Annotated in this window: 7 protein-coding genes; all 7 read left to right on the top strand. The window is 43.6% G+C overall.

Annotation, left to right across the window (positions count from 1 at the left end):
• Position 1 precedes the first annotated feature (1 nt).
• The 7 genes from J4N22_RS04375 (at position 2) to J4N22_RS04405 (ending at position 25,695) form a co-directional block, all read left to right on the top strand.
• Complete coding sequence (locus J4N22_RS04375) at positions 2-847, top strand: glycoside hydrolase family 16 protein (protein ID WP_207492479.1); 846 nt, start codon at positions 2-4, stop codon at positions 845-847.
• Between the two features lie 97 nt (positions 848-944).
• The gene (locus J4N22_RS04380) at positions 945-2,696 is read left to right on the top strand and encodes a cellulase family glycosylhydrolase (RefSeq protein ID WP_207492480.1); all 1,752 of its coding nucleotides are present in this window, start codon (positions 945-947) and stop codon (positions 2,694-2,696) included.
• 17 nt (positions 2,697-2,713) lie between these two features.
• Entirely contained in the window at positions 2,714-4,873 is a 2,160-nt protein-coding gene (locus J4N22_RS04385; RefSeq protein ID WP_207492481.1) for a glycoside hydrolase family 3 C-terminal domain-containing protein, read from the top strand.
• A 102-nt stretch (positions 4,874-4,975) separates the two neighbouring features.
• On the top strand, positions 4,976-6,895 hold the full coding sequence (locus J4N22_RS04390) for a T9SS type B sorting domain-containing protein (RefSeq protein WP_207492482.1): 1,920 nt from the start codon (positions 4,976-4,978) through the stop codon (positions 6,893-6,895).
• A gap of 549 nt (positions 6,896-7,444) precedes the next feature.
• Positions 7,445-13,936, top strand: a complete 6,492-nt coding sequence (locus J4N22_RS04395) for an Ig-like domain-containing protein (protein WP_207492483.1) — start codon at positions 7,445-7,447, stop codon at positions 13,934-13,936.
• A gap of 446 nt (positions 13,937-14,382) precedes the next feature.
• Entirely contained in the window at positions 14,383-16,947 is a 2,565-nt protein-coding gene (locus J4N22_RS04400; protein ID WP_207492484.1) for a SprB repeat-containing protein, read from the top strand.
• A gap of 39 nt (positions 16,948-16,986) precedes the next feature.
• A complete protein-coding gene (locus J4N22_RS04405) occupies positions 16,987-25,695 on the top strand; it encodes an Ig-like domain-containing protein (RefSeq protein WP_207492485.1) in 8,709 nt (2,902 codons plus the stop codon).
• Positions 25,696-25,725: the final 30 nt, after the last annotated feature.

Raw genomic sequence — 25,725 nt, forward strand, 5'->3', positions numbered from 1 at the left:
AATGAAATGTTTTCAACTTGTAGTAATCAGCTTCTTATTTTTTGCTGGTTGTTCTAAAAAATCAACGTCGGGCTCTACGCTGGTAGTTCAGCCACCACAGGATAAAAACTGGACTTTTGAAACAACACCTGCGTGGGTGGAAGAATTTGATTATACCGGTTTACCAGCCGCCAGCAAATGGAGCTACGATGTAGGTGGTAGTGGCTGGGGCAACAATGAACTTCAGTATTATACAGAAGCTTCACCGAATAATGCCAGAGTAGAAAATGGTAAACTTATCATTACTGCACGCAAGGAAAATGTAGGCGGTAAAGAATATACGTCTGCCAGGCTTGTTACAAAAGGTAAAGGAGATTTCTTGTATGGCAGAATTGATGTACGGGCAAAACTTCCTGCCGGTAGAGGTACATGGCCAGCTATCTGGATGTTGCCAACAGATTGGGAATATGGCAACTGGCCACGTTCAGGAGAAATAGACATTATGGAGCATGTAGGTTACGATCCTAATAAAGTTCATTTTAGTATTCATACACAAGCTTACAATCATAGCATAAATACCCAAAGGGGTGGCAGCAAAACCATTCCTACTGCCATGAGTGACTTCCATAACTACCGCGTAGACTGGACACCTTATGCTGTTCGCGGTTATTTTGATGATGAACTGGTATTCACTTTCATCAATGATGGAAAGGGATTTGCCACCTGGCCTTTCGACAAGCGTTTTCACCTGCTTTTAAATTTAGCAGTAGGTGGAAACTGGGGTGGTGCGCAAGGGGTAGATACTACCATTTTTCCTGCAGTGTTTGAAGTTGATTATGTACGTTTTTACAAAATGATCGATAAATAAGTACCTCGGTTTTCAAGATGCAAGCAGTCGTTAATAGTGGTGAATAGCAGGTCTTGTACCTGCTTTCACCCTAACGACCTTCACAATCTTCCACCTCATGCGAATAGCATTATTGATAACAGCTACTGTAATAGCAGTACAGCTGAACGGGCAATCATTGCGTGTAAAAGACACGGCCATAGTTAATGCCAGCGGGCAGCCTGTGGTATTGCGTGGCATGGGTCTCGGAGGATGGATGCTGCAGGAACCTTATATGCTTCAACTGGGAGGTATAGCTGCCAACCAGCAGCAGATAAGGAATAGGATAGAAGCAGTAGCAGGAGAAACGGCAACTAAGACTTTTTATAATGCATGGTTGCAAAATCATTGTACCAAAGCAGACATTGATTCAATGGCTGCCTGGGGTTTTAATTCAGTACGGCTTCCTATGCATTACAACCTGTATACCTTGCCAGTAGAAGAGGAACCGGTAGCTGGGGAAAATACATGGCTAGAACAAGGGTTTCAGATGACTGATAGCCTGCTAGCCTGGTGCAAGGCCAACCGTATGTACCTCATATTAGACCTGCATGCAGCACCTGGTGGCCAGGGAAATGACATTGCCATTTCAGATAGAGATACGCTAAAGCCATCCCTTTGGCAAAGCGATCTGAACAAGCAAAAAACTGTTGCGCTATGGAAAAAGCTAGCGGCCCGCTATGCACATGAAGAATGGATTGGCGGCTACGACCTCATCAACGAACCTAATTGGGGATTTGAAAATGCTACAGATAAAAATGGCTGTGCAGAACAAACCAATGCACCACTGCGTGAACTATACCTTGATATTACCAAAGCCATTCGTGCTGTAGATAAGAACCATATCATCTTTATTGAAGGCAACTGCTGGGGCAATAACTACAAAGGCATCCTTCCTCTATGGGACGATCAGACGGTTGTTAGTTTCCATAAATACTGGAATTATACAACAGATGAGTCTATTAAAGATTTCCTTGACATACGCAAGCAGTACAACGTACCTGTTTGGATGGGTGAAACGGGTGAGAATTCTAATACATGGTTTACTAATGCAGTTGCGCTTTTTGAGCGTCATAACATTGGCTGGAACATGTGGCCATTGAAAAAATTTGGCATGAATAACCCGGTGCAGGTAATGCCAAATAAAGGCTACCAGGAAATAATTGACTACTGGAGAAGTAAGGGCAGTAAGCCTACTAAAGAAGAAGCTACAGCAGCGTTGGAACAACTTGCAGAAGACATCAAGATCAGGAACAATAAGATTAACAAAGATGTAATTGATGCTATGTTAAGACAGGTAAGAACCAAAGAAAACAGTCCGTTCAAATCGCATGTTCTTAATGGTTCACTTGTAGTTTATGCTACTGATTTTGATCTTGGTCGTAATGGTTTTGCTTATTCTGATAAAGACACAGGTAACTACTGGGTTTCTACAAACGAACGCACCAGTTGGAACCACGGTGGCTTGTATAGAAATGATGGTGTAGACATTACAACCTGCAGCGATACCCTTACCAATGGATACTGCGTAAGCTGGATAGAAGATGGGGAGTGGATGCAATACACATTGAAAAATGTACACGCAGGTGTTTATACACTTCAGGTAAGAGCGGCTGCTAAAAACAAAGCAGGGCAGATGCAAATATTGGTGAATGGATTGGCGGCAGGTAGTATAGCTATTACTGGCAAAACTGGCTGGCATACTTCATCCATTAGCAACATCAATCTGCCTAAAGGAACAATTCAATTAAGACTGCTGGCTACACAAGGAGGCTACGATCTTAACTACATAAAGTTGATACGAAACAGAAATTCTGCTAAGGCTAAATAACATTGAAACTTCAAATTATGGCAAAGAAACCCCGCTTACTATTATTGATTTTATTAGCTGCATTTGCACAAGTGCATGCACAAAATAAAATAGACACATCGGCACGTATAGATGCTCTCATCAAAAAAATGACGTTGCAGGAGAAAGTAAACATGATACATTCTTCATCATCGTTTACATCTGGCGGTGTTCCGCGTTTGGGTATACCAGAAATGGTGACATCAGATGGCCCGCATGGCGTACGCCCAGAGCATGGACGTGATTGGGAACTGGATAATAACTCGCTCGATTCTGGTACATATTTACCAGTAGGCGTTTGTCTTGCCGCCACGTGGAATCCAAGGCTTGGCTATGAGTATGGCAAAGTGCTGGGCAGTGAAGCAAATTATCGTGGTAAAGATGTGATCCTGGGACCGGGCATCAACATCATTCGTACGCCACTCAATGGTCGCAACTTTGAGTACCAGAGTGAAGATCCATACTTAGTTTCTAAAATGGTGGTGGGTTATATACGTGGTGTACAGGATCAGGGCATTTCAGCTTGCGTTAAACATTATGCAGCTAACAACCAGGAGGCCAAACGTTTTACGGTAAATGTAGAGATGAGTGAACGAGCATTGCGTGAAATTTATTTACCTGGATTTAAAGCGGCAGTACAAATAGGCGGAGCAAATACACTAATGTCCAGCTATAATAAATTTCGCGGCCAATGGGCTTCACAAAATAACTACCTCCTCAACCAAATATTGAAGAAGGAGTGGGGTTTTAAAGGGCTTGTGATGAGCGATTGGGATGCAGTGCACAGCACCATGCAGGCTTTATGGAATGGAATGGACCTGGAAATGGGCACGGACCTGCATATGTTGCCAAACCCTGATTACACCAAGTTCTTTTTAGGCGACACGGTAGTAAGTTTAGTGAATGCAGGAAGATTTCCTGAATATCTACTGGATGATAAAGTGCGCAGGATCTTATACGTGATGTATAAAACAAAGATGATTGATGGCACTCGAAAGAAAGGTGCTTACAATACAAAGGCACACCAGCAAACTGCACATAAGGTAGCAGAAGAAGGAATAGTACTCTTGAAAAATCAGAATAACCTGCTTCCATTGAATAAGGAGAAGACACGTACCATCGCTGTCATTGGTTTAAACGCACAGCGTAAGCAATCAATGGGTGGTGGTAGTTCACAGGTGCGTGCATTTTATGAGGTGACGCCATTGGAAGGTCTGCAACGGAATGGTGGTAACATTCGCATCAACTATGCGCAAGGATATAATATAGCCAGGGATGCCAAAGCTGATGCTAGCTTGATTCGCCAGGCTGTAGATGCAGCTTCTAAAGCAGATGTGGTAGTGTATGTAGGTGGCACCACGCATGGCTACAACTATAGTGTTTGGAAAGACAATGCCTACGATGCAGAAGACACAGACAAGCCAAACATGTTGTTGCCTTTTGGCCAGGATGAATTGCTGCAGGCAGTGCTAAAAGCAAATCCTAAAACTGTGGTGGTTTTGATGGGAGGTGGAGCTGTAGATATGCAACAGTGGATAAACCAGGCCCCCGCAATACTCCAGGCATGGTATCCTGGTTTAGAAGGAGGTAATGCATTAGCGAAGATCATTTTTGGTGATATCAACCCATCAGGCAAGTTGCCTATGACTTTCCCTAAGCAACTGGAAGATCATGGCTCGCATAAGCTAGGCGAATATCCAGGTGATAAGGATACTGCCAACGTTCATTACATGGATGATATCTATGTAGGCTACCGCTATTACGATACATATAAGGTAGAGCCACAATTTGCTTTTGGTCATGGCTTATCATACACCATCTTTCAATATAGCAATCTAAAAGTCACAGGCTCTAAAGGAAAAGCTACGGTATCTTTTACAATACGTAACAATGGTAAAGTAGCAGGTGCTGAAGTGGCACAGGTATATGTATCGCAAGCATCATCTGCTTTACCACGCCCCGAAAAAGAATTGAAAGGTTTCGAAAAAGTATTTTTAAGACCAGGCGAGCATAAAACAATATCAATCTCTCTTGATGAGGATGCATTCAAATATTTTAATGATGTGAAGAATGCGTGGGTTATGGAGCCTGGCATTTTTAGAATAGGAGTAGGAGGTTCATCAAGAGATATAAAACTAAAGGGTGAAGTAAGATTATAAATGCAATTATTTGTATTGATATAGGTGTTTTAGTTTGCCGGATCTCTATCCGGCAATTTTTCTTTTATTGTTGTTTGGTCTCATTAGATTAAACTTGTTGTAATGCTTCTGAGAATACTTCTAGCGCTTGTCTTTTGTGTTGCCATTTCTATGGCTCATGCCCAGCTATGCCAGGGAAGCCTTGGTGATCCTATTGTGAACATTACTTTTGGTGCAGGTCCAAACCCCGGACCGCCATTAGCAGGAGCTACAACTAATTACCAATACTATGCGCCAGATTGCCCGGATGATGGATTTTATTCTGTAAGAAACAACTCCGTCAATTGTTTCAACAGCAGCTGGCATTCGCTCAGTTCAGATCATACAGGCAATCCTAATGGTTACTTTATGCTGGTGAACTCCTCGTTTCAGCCAAATGCTTTTTATGTAGATACCGTAGATCTTTTGTGCAGCAATACTACCTACGAGTTTGCTGCCTGGATGCTGAACATGAGCAGGCCAACAGGTTGTAATGGCAACCCTATCCAGCCGAATATTACTTTTAGAATTGAGCGCCTGGATGGTACCATCATTCAAACATATAATACAGGTAATATACCTCCGCAGTCGTCGGCGCAATGGCGGCAGTATGGTTTCTTTTTTACAACACCATCCTCTGTCAGCAGGATTATTTTGCGGCTGATTAATAATGCACCAGGTGGTTGTGGTAATGATGTGGCGTTGGATGATATAACCTTCAGGCCTTGCGGACCTTTTTTAAATGCCTCAATAGCCGGAGGCGCCAGCAAAGATCTGTGTTACGGAACAGCTTCACAACTTACATTCACTGTAGATGCAAGTGCATATAGTTCACCTTTTATACAATGGCAACAAAGCACCAATAATGGTGCAAGCTGGGTAGATATAGCAGGGGCAAACAGTACATCATATCAAAGAAGTTTTTCAGGTACTGAACCAGTAGGAACGTACCTGTTCAGGGCGGCAGTTGCAGAAATGCAGAATGTAGCTATCCCGCAATGCAGGGTAGCATCGGGTAATATAGTGGTGCGGGTGAATGCCAACCCATCTACAACCACAACTAATAATGGTCCTGTATGCGAAGGTGCAAATGCTAGTATAACAGCTACCGGTGGAACCATGTATGCCTGGAACGGCCCTGCAGGTTTTTCAGCTTCTTCGGCCACGGTTAACATTCCAGGAATTACCATGGCCAGGGCAGGTAAATACTACGTGGTTGTAACAAATGATGCCGGCTGCACTGCATTAGACTCTTCAGATCTGGCAGTGCAAGAGAGGCCACAGGCATCGGTGCTACAGGATTCAGTAAACATTTGCAAAGGCGATAGTATACAGCTACAGGCATCAGGTGGAGTGGCTTATACCTGGAAGCCTGCTACGGGTTTATCCTCCGCTGCTGTTTCATCTCCTAATGCATCACCTAACAGCAGTATTCGTTACCAGGTTATAGTTCAGGATCAGCAGGGATGCACTGACAGCGCAATAGTTACAGTAGCTGTGCATGATAAACCAACAGTAAATGCAGGAGCAGATGTAGTGATTGCAGAAGGACAGGCTATTCAATTAAATGGAAGTATACAAGGTGATGCAGATTTTATTTGGATGCCGCCATTGTACATAAATAACCCTGCATCCTTACAGCCTGTTGTTAACCCGCCTGCAGATATTGTATATGTACTTCAAGCTACCTCGCGTGCCGGCTGTGGCTTGTCTGCTGACAGTGTAAGGGTACAGGTGTTTAAGCAAGTGGTAGTGCCGAATGCATTTTCTCCAAATGGTGATGGTATCAATGATAAATGGATCATTCCTGCACTCCAGGCATACCCTGGATTTGACATATCAGTTTTTGATAGGTATGGTAGGCTAGTTTATTCTTCTTCTTCCTCTTTTTCCTGGGATGGCAGTAACAATGGGAAAATACTTCCTGTAGGAACGTATTATTATTTAATTGATTTAAAACACAATCTCCCGGTGATAAAAGGATCATTATTATTAATTAAATGATTTTTTTTATTTAATTATTTTTTTCTGCAATCTCTTTTTTGCATGTATTGTTTTATCGGGCAATAAAATAACCGTATCAGACGTTTATTAAGCGCACGTGCTGGTTGATTAGACAATTCAGTAATATTTTATTTTTTAATGAAATTTTTTAAAGAATGAATTATTGCGGAATATGATAAGCTTTCCAAAACTGGGAACAGGATATTTTACTGTTTTCATTGGAGAAAAAGAACATAAAGAAATCAAGAAAATTAATTTCTCATTATTGGAATGTTGTTGTGGGTGTAGTGATGCATTTAGTGGAGCTTGATATGATGAATAGCATAGGTTGACAATGAAACTTTTTATAGTATTGCGGCGTCTTATGGGTAGCAGGAACTTATTTAAGGAATAAAATTTGAATATTTCTCTATTGCGACCTGCACCAAATTTATACCGTTTTGCCCTAACAGTATAAGGCTTCTAACGCCTGCTTGTTTCCTATGTCATCCGTACCCTGAACCCGCTGTGCGCAGTTCTCATTGCTGCGTATAGCCAAAGAACATTCTTATGAGAAAATTTAGATCCGCTTTACTGGTAAAACTGGTAATGCTATTTTGTATTTTTTCTGTACCTGTTTATGCAGCTGTTGAAACAATGCCTGTTGGTTCCGTTATCATCAACATGGGTGTTGATCCGCAAACCATCAATAATTCACTGAAGCCTTATGGCCTGGTGCACGAGCTGTTGCGCAAGCACAATGTGCCTGTTCGTTGGGTTATTAATTCTTCTAAACCAAAAGACGGAGCCGACTTTTTAATTAATGGAGTGGTATACGCTGGCGGTACATTCATCATTCCTGCGCAATATATTACTGCAGATGTTCAATCAACTATAAATAGTTGGAAAGCGCAAGGTGTGGTAACAGCACAAACCAGTGCTGCTTTTTCAGTTGATGTTACTTACACTTTTAAATCTGCTCCGCGCTGGGTGTTGGATGCTTCTAACGGAACAATAGCAGCAAAATACCTGGCTAATGCTGGCATTCCTTCTTCTGCTTATAGTTTTAAAAATGTGGCTCAGCTAAATAATTGCGATGACATTTTCGTGATGCCACATGGTGAACCTACCTGGAACACTCACAAGAACCTGTATTACTGGAACCTATCTGCTAAAGGAGCGATATGGGCAGGATGTCATGGCGTAAGTCTCCTGGAAAATTCGGCAGGGCCTGATATTACCAATCCTGCTATTACTCGCAGGATGAATTTCCTGATGACAGATGGTCCTTCTGCTACTCAAAATGCGGTTTCTTTTCTAGACCATACTGCAGGTACACCTCCTTATACATTAAATCATCCTGGCCATCCTGTAATGCAGTTCAAAGGCAGAACAGACAATGCACATAAGTTTGGGTATGAGAACGTGTACATGCCAATCAAGCAAGGAAGTGGATGGCGCTCTTCTACCTTGATAGGTGCATACGATGCCAACCATTCAGATATACCATCTTCTACCTGGGGACCTGTTGCTGCCATTGCCTTCGGCCGTGGCTTTGGCGATAATAACAGGGGATGGGTGATGTACGAAGGTGGTCATGACCTGGCTGTAAGTACTGATGAACACAACGTAGCTGCGCAGCGTGCTTTTCTCAACTTCAGCTTTCTTGCATCGCTTGATAAAGCGCCAGTTGTGAATTTCTCTTCGCCTGTACCTGCACGAATGGTGTCTGGTACAACTACTAATCTTATTGCATCCGTTACTGCTACTGCATCTTCTTCATTTACTTATAAATGGGCATCTTCTGTTGGTGGAACTTTTAGTAATGATGCTGCAGCCACTACTGTATTTACAGCGCCTACTGTAGCTACTAATACTACCTGCATTATCACCTGCGAGATAACTGACGATTGTGGCAGGAAAAGTTTTGAGAACAGCATCATAACAATAATTCCTTCTCAACGGCCGCCGGTATGTGCCAGTGATGTAGCAACTTTATCTACTAACTGTGGTGCAGGCAGTATAACTATAAATGTGTTGGAAAACGATTCGGATCCAGATGGCGATCAGTTAACTGTTTCATCAGTAACGGCAGGTGCCAATGGAAGTTTTGTGAACAATGGAGATGGTACCATAACGTATACGCCTAATGCCAATTTCTATGGCACTGACCAGGCAACTTATGTAGTGAATGATGGCACTGGCCGTACTTGCAGCAGTACCATTACTGTTACAGTTACGGGTATTGCTGGCACTAACGGCTGTTCATCTACACAATTTTACGGACAAGTAGGTAATGTAACAGCGTTATCAAATATCATTTCTACCGGAACTGCAACAACTGTAGCAGGTAAAGACAATTCTCTAGGTGACCCTGATGGTGTGCCTGGTGATAATACTACTTATACTACTTTCAACACAAATGGTAACATACTCAACTATACGTTAGATGGCTCACTGCCTGCAGGTTCTGTTATCCAGATCTTTGCAGATGCATCGGTGAATGGTGCAAGTTTTAGAGTAGAACAAAGTCCTAACGGAAATAATTCATGGACAAATGGTGTTGTTTTCACCGTTAATACAACAGATGATTTTTCAGAAGGTGCAGCCAAATTTTATATACTTAATGCCACTGCTACTAATATTAGAATAATCAATCTTTCTACTACAGGCAGTTTGTTATTCATTGATGCTATTGAACATCGGATCATGGGTTGTGTGAGCTCAATTCCTTCAGTGGAACCTGATGAGGCAACCACACTTGAAGACATGCCTGTAGTGATCGATGTTTTAGATAATGACTCAGATCCTCAAGATCTGCCACTCACTATCTCAGCCATCACAATGCAGCCGGTGCGTGGTAAGGTTTCTATCAATCCTAATGGAACTATTACCTACATCAACCTGAAAGATCAGCCAGGACCGGGAAGTGATGCATTTTCTTACCGCGTATGTAATACAATTGGATTTTGTAGTACGGCTACTGTTTCTGTTACCATAGTACCAGATGGTTGCGGGCCTGGTTTATATAAAGCTTTTGATTTTAATGAAAGAGTAGTTACGCTTAATCCTACGACTGATAGTCATATACGCAGCAGGAACACTACTTCAAACTATGGTGCATTATCATCGTTGTATGTAAAAGGAAAGAGTAATGATAAGAAGCGGTCAATGCTTTATTTCAACCTTTCTTCTATCCCGGCAAATGCTATCATTGACTCCGCCAGTTTTAGTATTTATAAAACTGCTGGTCCTGGAGAAGGTGTTGCTCTTTACAGGTTAACACGTGCTTATACAGAAGGAGGTGTTAGCTGGAACCGGTACGACAATACAAATAGCTGGACAACTGCCGGTGGTGATTATAGTAGTACACTTTATGCAACTGCTAACGTAGGAGCCCTGAATTTTGTATACAGAAGTTTTAATGTAAAGTCGCTTGTGCAGGGATGGGTTGGCAATTCTTATATCAATGCTGGTATGATGCTTACCCGCAATCTTGAAGGTGCCGGTACTAAGGACATCATCTTTAATTCCAAAGAAGCTTCAACTAACAGGCCTTTACTTTATATCAGGTATAGAAACCCAGGTCAGTGTATAGCCATTCCAGCGTATGCACCTTTTTCAATGCCTGATACGGCTACCACTATTTCTACCAAGCCTGTTACTATAAATGTTTCCCGAAACGATTATGACTATAATGCTACTGGCTTAACTGTTTCACTTTTGGGCACTACATCCAGCATGGGTGGCTCATTAGCAATGTCAGGCAGTAATATTATTTACACTCCTCGTGTATCACCTGTATTCAATGGTATAGATACATTCCGCTACAGAATTTGTAGCTCAGGATTATGCGATACTGCTATGGTATATGTGCGTGTTACCAATTCGCCACCAAACGCCAATGCTGATAGTTATATTTTACAAAGTAATACAGCTACAACTCCAAGTTCTGTAACAGCCAGTGTTCTGCTAAATGATACTGATCCGGAAGGTGCCACACTCACAGCTCCATCTATTGTTTCAGGACCTAAAAATGGCTCAGCAACAGTGAGTGGAAATGATATTGTATATATTCCATCACTCAATTTTATAGGAAACGATACGCTCATTTATCGCACCTATGAAATAGCAGGCGGCTGTCTTTCATTATTTGATACAGCATTGGTAGTATTTACTGTTAGCAATCGTGCACCAGTGGCAGTAGCAGATGAAGTAAGTACCAATCCATGTGTAGCTACTACTATAAAAGTTACATCGAATGATGTGGACCCGGAAGATGGCGTACTGACCGTAGAAATTGTAAGTGCACCAACTATAGGTACAGCTGTTTTGGTGAACAGTGGCAGTATGGTAGAATATACACCTCCTGCAGGTGTTACCAATACAGTGGCAACTTTCACCTACCGGGTATGCGATAATGGAATGCCATCATTGTGCAGCAACACTGTTACAGCTACCATTAATATACGACCTACACCAGTCAACAATGCGCCTGTAGCACGTCGTGATACGTTTGATGTAAACAGGAATAGTACGTTGTATGCTGATGTTTTATCTAATGATACTGATCCTGATGACAATGATCTTACCACTCCTGTTACCGTAGTTTCAGCACCGGTAAATGGTACCGTTACTACTTATGCAAATGGATTAGTTGGATATACACCTGCACCTGGTTTTATGGGTGTTGATAGCTTTAGCTACAGGGTGTGCGACAAGATCATAGCTGTGCCTGGATGTACTCCTCCACCTTCATTGTGTGCTGAGGCGTGGGTGTTTATTATAGTGCAAAAGACACCGCTGGCTTTTGCTGATAAGTACACCACTATGGTAAATACTCAAAAGGAACTGAATGTAACGGTGAATGATTTCTTTGGTTATTTCGGACCTGCTTCGGGTGCTATCACTGTTGTATCTGCGCCTAAAAACGGTGCAGTGCAGGTACTTAATAATGGTTCTGCTACTCAAGTAAATAACAGCTTGCGCTATACGCCGAATAATAATTTCAGAGGAACTGATTCTCTTATTTACCAGGTATGCGATGTACAAGGGAACTGCGATACGGCAGTTGTATATGTGCAGGTAGTGCCTGATACAGATGGAGACGGTGTAGCCGATGATATAGATATAGATGATGACAATGATGGTATACCGGATTATTTAGAAGTATGTGGTGCAGGTGCTACTTCATTTGGTTGTACTACTAATAGCAGCGATCCATCGGCTGATGATGACAACGATGGAATCGTAAATTATAAAGATGCTGATTGGTGCACCCTTAATGCAGCAGGTACTTGTGCTTATTTAGATGCAGACAGCGATGGAGTACCAGATTATTTAGATAGAGATAGTGACAACGATGGTATACCTGATGTAATAGAAGCTGGTGGTGTAGATGAGAATGGTGATGGTATCATTGATAATTTCATTGATACCGATGGTGATGGTCTCTCTCAGAATGTGGACGCCAATAATACAGGAGCTGCTGGCAGTGGTCTGGGATTAGGAATGCCTGATTTTGATAGTGATGGATTTCCAAATCATAAAGACCTTGATAGTGACAATGATGGTATACCGGATATCGTAGAAAGCTATGGCATAGATGCAAATAATGATGGTAGGGTAGATGGTTTTGCTGATGCTGATGGTGATGGCTGGAGCAACCAGTACGATGGAGATGCCAATGGTGATGGAATAGTGGAGAACCTGGCTGGTGTATTAATATTAAGTTATGGCGATCCTGGTTATGTAGCGCGTAGCAGCAATCCTGGAACAGGACGTCCGGCGTGTTACCAGCTAAGGGGTAATACCGATGGCCATGGTTTGCCAAACTTCATTGACCTGGATAGTGATGGAGATGGTATAACTGACGCTACTGAAGGTGGGATAGTAGGCGTTACCTACGTGCGCAGCATGATAAGCGGCGGCACTTTCTCACATGGTTGGAGTGATATTGTAAGAGCACTGCCTGCCCTTAACCTGCGCAATACCGACAATGTCGGCAGACCTGATGTTTATGATATAGATAGTGACAATGATGGAATAACAGACAATGCCGAAGGGCAACCTACTTCTAGCTTTGTAGTAGCTACAGAATTAGATACGGATGGTGATGGATTGGTGAACGTGTATGATTTCTATAATGGTATTGGTGGTAATGGCATCACACCTTACGATCATGATGCAGATGGCATACCTGACTATAGAGATACAGACTCAGACAATGATGGAGCTCCGGACCGCAACGAAGGAGATAAAAGATATGAAACGCTTACACAAGAGACCATTGACACATCAGGAGATGTGGACGGTGATGGCTTGATGGACTTCTTCGACATATTTGATCTGCGTGCTCATCCATGTGGCGAAGTGGTAATGAATGTATGTATGAACCAGTTAGGCAATAATGGTAACTGGGATGGCCCTACACCAGGAGGTTCTACAGTACAGTTGGTGCAGTCATCTTCATCGGCAGGAAACCGCGACTGGAGAAACAACGTGATCTTACCATTGAGCATAACCAACTTTAGCGGTACGCTTACAGCCTCTGTTGCTAACCTTGCGTGGAAAGTTTCCAATGAAGAAGGTGTAGATAAATACATCCTTGAAAGAAGCAGCGATGGTAACAACTTTGAACCGCAGGCTATTCGTTTTCCTGCTGGTAACGGCTCAGCCAATTATACTTATGCCGATGACCTTAGTTCATATGCCAATCATATAGTATACTATAGGGTAAAGCAGGTAAATATAGATGGACAGGTATTTACCACCAAAACAATATTGTTCAACCTGAACAAGATGGTGAAGATGGTTATGTCAGTTTACCCTAACCCGGTAAAGGATGTTGCCACAGTTGCTATTACATCTGATGTAAAAGATGCAGGAACTATACTGGTAACTGATATGCTTGGCAAAACCCTTAGCACTCGCCGGGTGAACATTGAGAAAGGCAGCAACCAGTTTACCATTAATGATTTTGGTGCATTGCCGCCAGGTATGTACATGGTACGGGTGATCATGCAGCAACAGACTTTTGTACACAAAGTATCAAAGCAATAAAAGTTCAATTTTTCAGTTTAGTGTCCCTGCAAGTGCAGGGACACTTGCTTTTATAGCACATCCACATTCATGTGTATAGAGTTAATCTTCAACGACGTTAAGTGTAGTATATAATTTTTAATTAAAATCTTATACATAAAAGGCCTTACTGCTACTGATCAGTTTAAAAGCTAATTAAAATCAGCCTCTTATTGATAGTTACAGGGGGCTGAACCTATGTTTGCACACCAAAATCAGAAAAGATTCGTTGTAAAGCAGTGAAAATAGCTGGGAGTGACGGTAATCAAATGCCGCCACTAACTGTGATTATAGAAAGCTTTGATTTGATGTTGCAAGAAACGGCTATGTCGTTTTGTATTCTTCATTTTTATAGCCCTCTATACTAGTAGCAGAAGTTTTCGTGGTTTAATGATGAAATTTTCCTAGGTCAAATACCCCTTAATAAAATGAAGATGCTTTCAAAGTACAACCTTCAGCTGCCTGTGAACCAGGTGCGGCTAAAGCGTTGCATTTTTCTTGTATTGTGTTTTTTGTTTGTATCTGTATCTACAGCAATCTCTCAAATTAACAGCAATGGATGTGTAGCTGCAGATGTGGGCATCAATGCCACGCTGTATGCTAACAGCACCTTTACATCAGGTACAGTTATACCTCCGGCAGGTAATGTAGATTGGTTTAGAAATTCTACCGGTAGAAACATCATCGACCAGACGAATGTATCGGTAATTCAATCCCTGCTGCAGAACAATGCCAACCCGATTTACGAGCGCCGCCAGAATGGTGGCATTGGTGCTTATGCTGATGAATGGCCTGCAGCTGGTCCTTCTCGTCGTCGTTTCAAGCGGTTGGTAGACGCCGTTTGGGCACGCGATCATTTTGGTGGAACGGGTGGAATAGACCAGACTTCTTTTAATACAGCCAGTAAAAATGGTGAAGATCCTGCAATATGGGATCCGGGTGCCGCCAATGTATTAGGTAAAAATGACCTGATAGATGTGGCGGGGCACATGGTGCGCAATGTAGATTTAGATGCTGGCATCAACGACCTGTGGTTTACAGGACTTATTAATCGTGCCGAACCTGGTGGTGATGCGTATATGGATTTTGAATTTTTTATTGCACCGGTGCGTTTCAACGCAGCTACTAGCAAATTCAACTCAGGTGGTCCACAACTGGGCCATACTGCGTTTACATTTGATGGTGCAGGTAATCTTGTCAACTTGGGAGATATGATCTTCAACCTTGCACTTACCAATGGAGGAACCATTCCTCAACTTGAAGTGCGTGTGTGGGTGAGCCGCCAGGATTACCTTAATACAACTCCTGTGGCTTTTAATTGGGGACCTGAGTTTGACGGTGCCTTCAACGGTGCGCCTTATGGTTATGCTTCTATCATTCCAAAGGCAGCATCTACTATGTGTGGTTTTGTAAATGCAGACGGACAGCTGCCATTGGCACCACCATGGGGTACGCGTAATACAAAATCTAATGTTTACAGCACTACTTACTCCACGCCATATTCTGTTGCTGAAGTAGCACTTAATCTTACTTCTATAGGACTTGACAATTATCTTGTTACCAATGCGGCTCTTGATAGCTGTACGTTTCCATGGCGCACATTCATTGTAAAGACAAGAGCTTCTAACTCTTTTACTGCACAGCTTAAAGATTTTGCCGGACCTTATGCATGGGCTCAGCCTTCTACCGGCATTGTTACCGGCAACGGCACCATCTCCTGTTACAATCCGCGGGTTACGCTTTCTGCCACACCGCTGCGTGATGATGTAACATATACCTGGACTACTTCTAATGGTAATATTGTTGGTTCAAGCACAGGCCCTTCTATACAAGTGGACAAGGCCGGAACTTACCGCGTAACCATGATGCTGCCTACAGGTTGCCCGGTAGAAAGTGCACCTATTACAGTAACCACCGATCCTGCACAACCACAAATAACAGCCGCTACCACTACCAGCACCGTTAGCTGCAATGGCAGCAATGGTACAGTCAACCTGTCTATTTCCGGAGGGGTTCCTCCGTACACTATTGCATGGACAAGAGACGGCGTTCCTTTCGGAACCTCTACACAAACACTTACAGGTTTAGCGCCGGGTACATACGTAGCCAACATCAACGATGTGAATGGGTGTACACGTACAAGCACATCTGCCGTTGTACTTGCTGCTACACCTATCAGTATTACGCCTGCTATCACTCATGTAAATTGTAATGGCCAACGGACAGGTGCTATCAACATTACTCCTGTATCAGGTAATATGCCTTTTACTTACCAGTGGAGCAATGGACAAACCACACAAAACCTGCTGAACGTAGCAGCCGGTGATTATACCCTTACCGTTACCGATGCTACTAATTGTCCTACTACTTATAACTATACCATTACTCAACCTGCTGCTGTTTCTGGTTCAGCAGTTAAAGTAGATGATACAGATCCAAACCCTGCTGTAGGCAATGGCTCTATCACGCTTACTGCTAGTGGTGGTACTGCACCTTATACTTATGCATGGACTGGCCCCGGTGGATTTACCAGCACCAGCAATAGCATCAGCAACCTGCGTGCAGGAACTTATACGGTAGTTATTACTGATGCATTGGGTTGTACCGCTTCTCTTTCACAAGTAGTGTATGAACCTGAAAGCTGTACCGACGGTATAGACAACGATGGCGATGGTCAAACAGATTGTGATGATACAGATTGTACACCTGCTACGCCTGGTGTTATCACCGGTGAGAATGCACCTTGTATCAATCAAAATATCATTTACTCAGTACCAGCAGTAGCAGGTCTTAGCTACCAGTGGACTGTACCGGGTAATGCTACCATCATGAGCGGGCAAGGCACCAACAATGTTACGATCAGGTGGACAACAACAACACCTGGAGTGATATGCGTACGTGCTACCAATGGTGCCTGCTTTAGTGAGCAGAGATGCTATACCGTAAATCCTAAAAATGTACCTCCGGCTCCGTCAGCCATCATCAGGAGCTAATTACCAAAACCGGAGTACTAACAGACAGTGAGAAACATCATGAATAATATTTCTTTTAAATCGTCCCTTGGTTCATCAATGAAAAGCATGCTGCTTTGGCTGCTGATGCTATCATTGACCATCACGGCAAATGCACAGGTTGTAAATAAACGCCTTTACTTAAAGAGCGGCAACGGTCTTAGCAGGGTAATGCCAACGTCCACTACTATTTCATCAACAGCACCATTAATCAAGCAAACAGCTACCATGGTGCTTAATGGAAGTTTTGCAACCAGTAACAGTGGTTCGAACACCGGTTCTTTGGCGAGTACGGCTTTTACACCTTCAGGTACTAACCGCTTATTGCTAATCAGCATTGGGTCAGTTGTAGGAGCTAATAATGCAGTATCCAGTGCAACGTTTGGCGGTGTGGCTATGACTAAACTTACCGAAACGCAAAGTGCTGGTTTCAAAGTAGAATATTGGTTCCTCAAAAGCCCGGCTACCACATCGGGTACTATCCAGATAAACTGGCCTACAGGAAATATTTTAGAATGTGCTGTTGGTTACACCGTAATGAACAACGTGGATCTTATCAACACGTTTGGTGTTCCTGCTAACGCTGCTGGTACAGGTGCTTCAGCTCTTAGTGTACCATCGGCAGCGGGTGATATAGTTGTAGATGCTATTGCTACCAACAGTAATAACTTCACTGTTGGTACAGGGCAAACACAGCTTTTTGCAGCAGGAACAAACAGTGTGAAAGTACGTTCAAGCTGGATTAACGCTGCTACAGGAAATGCTACCAGCACAACTATGAATTGGACCGGCATGAACAGTGCATGGGTTCACCAGGGTGTGGCCATCAAAGGAAACTCTAATGATGCCTCATTTACACAGAACCCTGCTATGTGTTCGCCTTTTGTTATCAGCGGGGGACAGCCTATTACCATTGTTGCGCATGCTGCCGTTGCTGCCAATACAGTTAGTGTGGCCACCGTACCGGTTTCTGCCGAATTAACGGTTGGTGGTACCGTTATTTTCTCTTCTTTGAATGCTGCCAATAGCGGCCTCGGTGCCACCGGAACAACAGGTACGCTCACCTGGACAGGGACTATACCTTCGAACATCATCGTAGCTGCAGGACAGCCGGTAGTACTTACTTTATCGAATGACTACTCTGCTGCAGATATACGAATAGATTTCGATGCGACTAACAAAGTATCTTATGTACAACTGCCTACTACTACATACATCAACGTCAATTCGCTGAATGTGCGCAACGCCCCAGCGGGTGGTGGTGCAGTAGTAACACAACAGGCTATTGGTGTTGCCAATTACATCCGTGCAGTAGTAAGTGATCCTTTTGGTTTTGATGATATAACTGGACTTAACATCAGCATCAATGGTGGTGCTCCTTTAGCAGCTACATCTGTTGCTACAGCAGGTTGTACGCGCACCTATGAATACATGTGGACACCTACCACTTCTGGTGCCTTTACCATTCAGGCAACTGCAAGAGAAGGAACGGAAGGAACAGTAACACATTCGGCTACTACCAATTTTACGGTGGTACGTCCATCTGTTTCTGTAGTAAAAACAAAAACAGCACCTGCAGGTGCAAGTACAGTAGGTAGTAACATCACCTATAATATTGCTATTACCAATACAGGTCAGTCGCCTATCAGCTTGCTGCCATTGCAGGATATCTTCAGCAGTTCAGCATTGCAATATGTTTCGGCTACACCTGCACCAAGTAGTGTATCAGCAGGTTTAGTAACCTGGAACAACCTGGCTTCGTCTTCTCTTGCTGCTGGTGCTACCACCAACGTCAGCGTTACGTTTACCATCTTATCCAACAACAACCCGCTGAACAATACAGCACGTGTAGAAGGTGCAAGAGATAACCTGAATTATTTAGCTCCAACTGCAAGTAATACAGTAAGCGTAACAGTAGCCAATGTTCCTGATGCAGTTATAGATCGTTTTTACATTTCTGGTGCTATTGCTCTTAATTTATTAGCAAATGATACCGATGCTGATGTAGCAGGTTTCTTATCTGCGCATACAGGTTCGTATAATGTAACCATTGACGCTGCCCCAGGTATGGGTTCGGCTACTGTAAATGGAGATAGAACCATCCAGTTCAATCCAACCGGTATGTCTGAGGATGCATTATCCACCTTCCGCTACAGGGTAACTGAAATAGCTACAGGCCTTTGGGATACAGCTACAGTTTTTGTTCGCTTTTCAGGTGTGAATAATCCACCTGCCGCACTGTCAGATGTAGCTTCTACTTTGGTCAATGAAGCAGTACGCATCAATGTATTGGGTAATGATTCAGATATAGATGGAGTACTGCAAACGCCTACTATCACCGCTGCACCTGCCAATGGAACAGTAGTGGTGAATGCAGACAGAACCATCACTTATACACCTTTCAATGGCTTCACCGGCACCGATGTATTTACCTACCGCATTTGCGATGATGGTTTTCCATTACCTGCACAATGCACCAATGCTACCGTAACCGTAGCTGTGGTAAATGCTATTGTAGTGTGCCAGCAGAGCAGCCATACATTCACAGTAGCAGCAGTACCCGGTGCCACCAGTTATACATGGACAGTGCCTGCAGGCGCTACTGTTAGCAGTGCTTACACCGGTACATTACCAAATCCAATAACTACAGGTACCAGCATCACCATCAACTTTAATGGTGTAGCACCAGGTGCGCAAACGCTTTGTGCTCGTCCTACCAACGAGTGTGGCGATGGCACCAGCCAGTGTACAGATGTATTTGTAAATCGTATGGACCTTGCTACTGCAGTTACCAATGTGCTTTGTCGTTCTTCCAATACAGGTGCTATTGCGCTTACCGTTACTGGAGGAAGAGCGCCTATCACTTATTCATGGACAGGACCATCAGGTTATACTTCCACAGCACAAAATCCTACAGGACTTCTTGCGGGTACATATACTGTTACTGCTACTGATCGCTATGGATGTACTGCTACTGCCACCGCTACCATTACACAACCAGCTACCAGCTTAAGTGTAAATGGTACAGTGACCAATGAAAATCCTTTCGGTTCTATGAATGGTGCTATTGATATAACACCTGCAGGAGGAACAGCTCCTTATAGTTATTCATGGAGCAATGGCTCAGTGAGTGAGGATATCAGCAACCTGGCTGGCGGTACTTATACTGTTACAGTTCGCGATGCAAATGGTTGTACCGTTAGCAGGATCTTCACCGTACAGGCCATAGGAGCACCGCTGTCTATATCATCTTTAACAAAAGTGGATATCAGGTGTACCGGCGCAGCTACTGGTTCTATAGAACTGGAAGTAATTGGCGGCAGCGGTACTTATACGTATACATGGTCAGGTCCTTCAGGATATACTGCTGCCACGCAAGATATCACCAACCTTGCTGCTGGTACTTATACTGTAGTAGTAAATGATGGTTCTAACACTGTCACAAATTCGATAACTATCAATCAACCTGCGGCTGCTTTATCTGCTTCTACCACACCTACCAATGTTAGTTGTAATGGTGGTGCAAATGGAAGCATCACTTTAACACCAGCAGGCGGCACAGCACCTTATTCTTATTTGTGGAGCAATGGTGCAACTACAAAAGACTTAACAGGATTAGCAGCAGGAAATTATTCTGTGATTGTAACAGATGCTAATGGCTGTACCACTACTGCTACGCAAACCATTACGCAACCTACATCGCCGGTAACGGGTACTGCAGTTATAACCAATAGTAACTGTGCTGCGGGTAATACTGGTGCAATAGTATTAACACCTTCAGGTGGTACTGCTCCCTACACCTACTTGTGGAGTAATGGTGCTACAACCAAAGACTTGAGTGGACTGGCACCGGGTTACTATTCTGTTGTTATCACAGATGCATTGGGATGTAGTTCAGGCCGTTCTTTCAATGTTGGTAATGCATGTATAGGCGTGGCAAAGGCAATTGCTTCTACACCAATCAACAACGGCAATGGCAGCTACACCCTTACCTATAGCATTAAAGTAGAAAACAAAGGAACCGTTGCACTGAATAACGTGCAGGTAACTGAGAACCTAGCTAATACTTTTGTTGGTGCTACATCCTTTGCAGTATCCAGCATCACCAGCGGTTCATTTACTGTAAACAGCGGCTTCAATGGAACCGGCAACAACAACCTGCTGGCTGCTCCACTGGGTACACTGGCTGTAGGTGAATCTAAATTTGTAGCACTAACAGTAACAGTAGTTCCGGGTACTAAGCTTGGCGTGTACGATAATACAGCCATTGCCAACGCACAGGATGCTAATGGTGTAGCTGTTTCAGATGCATCGCAGAACGGTACGGATACAGATCCTGATAACGATGGTAATCCAACCAACAACAACATTCCTACACCACTCACTTTTATTGAAAACCCTCTTATAGGTGTAGCTAAAAGTGTGACTGCAGGACCCGTTAATAACTTAGATGGTTCTTACAATGTTACCTATACCATCACACTAAAGAACTTTGGTGATGTGCAGCTAAGGAATGTACAGGTGAGCGACAACTTCGCTACTACATTTGGTGGTGCACCAGTGTCTGTAGTAAGTGTAACCAGTGGACAATTGAGCGTGAACAATACTTTCAATGGTATTGGTAACAACAACCTGCTGGCCGGTACAGATATACTGGCGGTAAATGAGATAAAGACAGTGGTGGTAACGGTGCGTGTATGGCCGGCAAGCCTTGCTACGTACAACAATATTGCCGTGGCTTCAGCACAGGGACCAGGTAATACAGTTACTACTGATAACTCTACCAATGGCACCAATCCTGACCCGGATAATGATGATAATCCAAATAACAACTCCATTCCTACACCGGTTACTTTTACGGAAGCACCTGTAATAGGTTTGGCAAAAAGGGTAGTAGGCACGCCTATCAACAATGGCGATGGCAGCTACAGTGTACAGTACCAGTTGCTGGTAAAAAACGTAGGCAACGTTCCGCTGAAGAACATACAGGTGGTGGATAATCTTGCTACTACTTTTGGTGGAAGACCTGTAACGGTTGATAGTGTTAGAACCAGCAGTGCATTCGTTGCTAACAATATTTACAATGGTACAAGCAATCTTAACCTGCTTGCAGGTAATGACTCTCTTGCAATAGGCGCTACAGCTACTATCAACATTTACCTGAAGGTGACACCAGGCAACAACTTAGGTGTGTACAATAATACAGCTACAGCCAATGCTACTGGTCCTTTAGGTACACCTACAACAGACATAAGTAACAATGGTACTGATGTAGATACCGAGAATGATGGCCCGGGCAACAACAGTATTCCTACACCGCTGACATTTACTGAAGCGCCACAAATAGGTGTAGCAAAAAGAGTAACTACACCAGTGAATAACGGCAATGGTACCTACTCACTTTCTTATATAATACGAGTAGAGAATACTGGTGACGGTCCTGTGAACACCATACAGGTACAGGATGATCTGGTAAGCACATTTACAGGTGCAACAGCATTTGTAGTAAATGGTGTAACAACTACAGGTACACTAACTGCTAACAATGCATTCAATGGAAATAGCAATAGGAACCTGCTAACTGCACCAAGCACATTGGCAAGGGGTGCATCAGCTGAGATAACAATAAACCTTACCGTAACGCCGGGCAACAAATTGGGTGTGTATGATAACATCGCCTTTGCAACAGCACTTTCTGCAGGTGGGAATCCTGTAAGTGACAGTTCAACCAATGGCTCATTGGTAGATCCTGATGGCGATGGTAATCCACGGAATAATCAAGAGCCTACGCCTGTACAATTTAGCGAAGCACCAAAACTGGGTGTAGCTAAGCGTGTATTGGGAGCAGTAACCAATAACGGTAACGGCACGTATACATTTACCTACGAAATAAAAGTGCAGAACATGGGCGATGTGCCACTGCACAATGTACAGGTAGCGGATGCATTGGCTGAAGTGTTTCCTGCGCCGGCAACAGTGGCAGTAAATAGCCTGGTAGTTCACCAGCAACCGGCAAGCAGCACCTTTGTTACCAATGGCTCGTACAATGGTATTACCAATAGCTTCCTGCTTACTGGAACCAGTTCTCTGGCAGTAGGACAAGTTGGAATACTTCGTCTTACGCTTACGGTTAATCCTGCAGGTCTTGGTGGACCGTTCTATAATTCAGCAAATGCATTTGGAGTAAGTCCGGGTGGAAGGTTTGCTGTTGACAACTCGCAGGATGGACCAGAAGTAGATCCTGATAATGACAACGATCCTACAAACAATAACGATCCAACGCCAATAACCTTCTTCGAAAATCCGAAGATCGGCCTATCGAAGCGACTGGTAAGCGTGGTGCAAACTACACCTGGTGTTAACCGTGTGACCTTTGAATTGAAGGTGAGAAACTTTGGTGATGTGGAGCTTCGCAACATCCGCATTACGGATGATATCGTTACGCAGTTTGCAGGTGTATTCCCTACATCATTCTCTGCTACTGAAGGAACCTTGTTTGCTAATTCAGCATGGAATGGAACTGCATCATCTAATATACTTGCCGATGAGCAACGACTGGCAGTAGGAGATTCAGGTACTGTATTCGTAAGCTTCATTGTGGTGCCACGTACCACTACGCGCCGCGACAACCTTGCATCGGCAAGTGGCGTTACCATAATGGGTGTGCAGGTGACGGATGTATCTACTGATGGATTAAATCCGGATGCTGACCTTGATGGCGATCCTAATAATGATGACGTACCTACGCCTGTTAACTTCATCTTGTATACATGGGATCGTGATGGGGATGGAGTACCAGATGAGATAGATATAGATGACGATAATGATGGTATCACTGACTTTGTAGAAGTGTGTGGCCCAGGTGCTACTACCTTTAGCTGCACACCAAACGGCAGCGATCCATCTGGTGATGATGACGATGATGGTATACCAAACTGGCAGGATGCTGACTGGTGTACATTGAATGCAGCAGGTGCTTGTTCTTTCTTAGATGCCGACGGCGATGGCATACCTGACTACCTTGACCGCGACAGCGACAATGATGGTATACCTGATGTAATAGAAGCTGGTGGTGTGGACGCAGATGGCGATGGCATTATAGATAATTATTGCGATACAGATGGTGATGGTCTTTCACAGAATGTAGATGCCAACAACACAGGCGCTGCAGGTAGTGGTGTAGGATTGGGCTCACCTGATTTTGATGGTGATGGTGTACCTAACTACAAAGATCTTGATAGTGATAATGATGGTATACCTGATATAGTAGAAAGCTATGGTGCAGATACAAACAATGATGGTCGTGTAGACAACTTCACTGATGCTGATGGCGATGGCTGGACTGACAGGTATGATGGCGATGCTGATGGTGATGGTGTGGTTGAGAACCTGTCGGGCGTACTGGTACTTTCAATGCCTGATGCGGGTTATGTAAACTGTGCTAATCCTGGTAATGGCCGCGCTACCTGTTATGCTCTGCGTGGAAACTTAGATGGTCATGGCCTGCCAAACTTCCTTGACCTGGATAGTGATGGCGATGGTTTAACCGATGCAGTAGAGAGTGGTATAACTGCTGTTACGTATACACGTAGTATGGTTACTGGTTCTTTGACCAATGGCTGGAGCAACGACCTAAGTGCGCTTAGTGAATTATCTCTTCGCAATACCGATGGTATTGGTCGCCCGGATATTTATGATATAGACAGTGATAACGATGGTATAACAGACAACATTGAAGCACAACCAACCGGCAGCTATGTAGTTCCTACTGATGCGGATACTGATGGTGATGGACTAGTAGATGTATATGACATCTTCAATGGTATTGGTGGCAATGGTATTACGCCATATGATCACGATGCTGATGGTACGCCTGATTACCGCGACCTGGATACAGACAACGATGGTGCACCTGATCGCAATGAAGGTGATAAACGTTTTGAAACATTAACACAGGCAGCTATCAATACATCAGGCGATACAGATGGCGATGGCTTAATGGACATCTTTGACATCTTTAGCCATTCTACACCATGTGGTACGCCGCTGATGAACGTAGTGATGAACAACATGGGACCTAATGGCAATTACCATGGTCCTACACCGGGTGGCTCACGTGTACAACTGGTACAATCATTTGCTGCTGCAAGCAACCGCGACTGGAGGAATAGTACAGTACTGCCATTGCAGGTTGTACAATTTACCGGAAGCCTGCACAACACAACTGCCACTCTTAAGTGGAATGTACTGCAGGAGAGCAGTGTTACATGGTACCAGGTGGAGAGAAGTGTGGATGGTGTTGTATTCAATATGGTTGGTAAAGTGAATGCACTGAATCAAAGCGTTGCCAGCTATACGTACGCAGATGATGTTAGCAGTGTGAATGGTGAGTATGTCTTCTACCGCATAACGCAGGTGAACACCGATGGCAACAAGTACAGCACACATATCATCCGCTTGAAGTTGCAGAAAGCAGCAGCGTCAATGAGCATCTATCCTAATCCAATAGCGAGTGTTGCTACACTTTCTGTTACATCAGAAGTGAAAGATGCAGCTACTCTGATGATAACAGATGTATTAGGTAAGGCAATAGTTACGCGCCGCATCAACATAGAGAAAGGCAATAACAACATTACGTTGTATGACTTTGGATCTATGGCAGGTGGAACCTATTTTGTCAAGCTGATCATCCAGCAAAAAGTCTTTGTAGAAAAAGTTTCTAAACAATAGCGAAAAGGGCCGAAAGGCCCTTTTTCATTT

This window comes from Aridibaculum aurantiacum, assembly GCF_017355875.1.
Taxonomy (GTDB): Bacteria; Bacteroidota; Bacteroidia; order Chitinophagales; family Chitinophagaceae; genus Segetibacter; species Segetibacter aurantiacus.

Coding starts and splice junctions, on each gene's coding strand:
- J4N22_RS04375 (WP_207492479.1), top strand. CDS start 2: ATGAAATGTTTTCAACTTGTAGTAATCAGCTTCTTATTTTTTGCTGGT.
- J4N22_RS04380 (WP_207492480.1), top strand. CDS start 945: ATGCGAATAGCATTATTGATAACAGCTACTGTAATAGCAGTACAGCTG.
- J4N22_RS04385 (WP_207492481.1), top strand. CDS start 2,714: ATGGCAAAGAAACCCCGCTTACTATTATTGATTTTATTAGCTGCATTT.
- J4N22_RS04390 (WP_207492482.1), top strand. CDS start 4,976: ATGCTTCTGAGAATACTTCTAGCGCTTGTCTTTTGTGTTGCCATTTCT.
- J4N22_RS04395 (WP_207492483.1), top strand. CDS start 7,445: ATGAGAAAATTTAGATCCGCTTTACTGGTAAAACTGGTAATGCTATTT.
- J4N22_RS04400 (WP_207492484.1), top strand. CDS start 14,383: ATGAAGATGCTTTCAAAGTACAACCTTCAGCTGCCTGTGAACCAGGTG.
- J4N22_RS04405 (WP_207492485.1), top strand. CDS start 16,987: ATGAATAATATTTCTTTTAAATCGTCCCTTGGTTCATCAATGAAAAGC.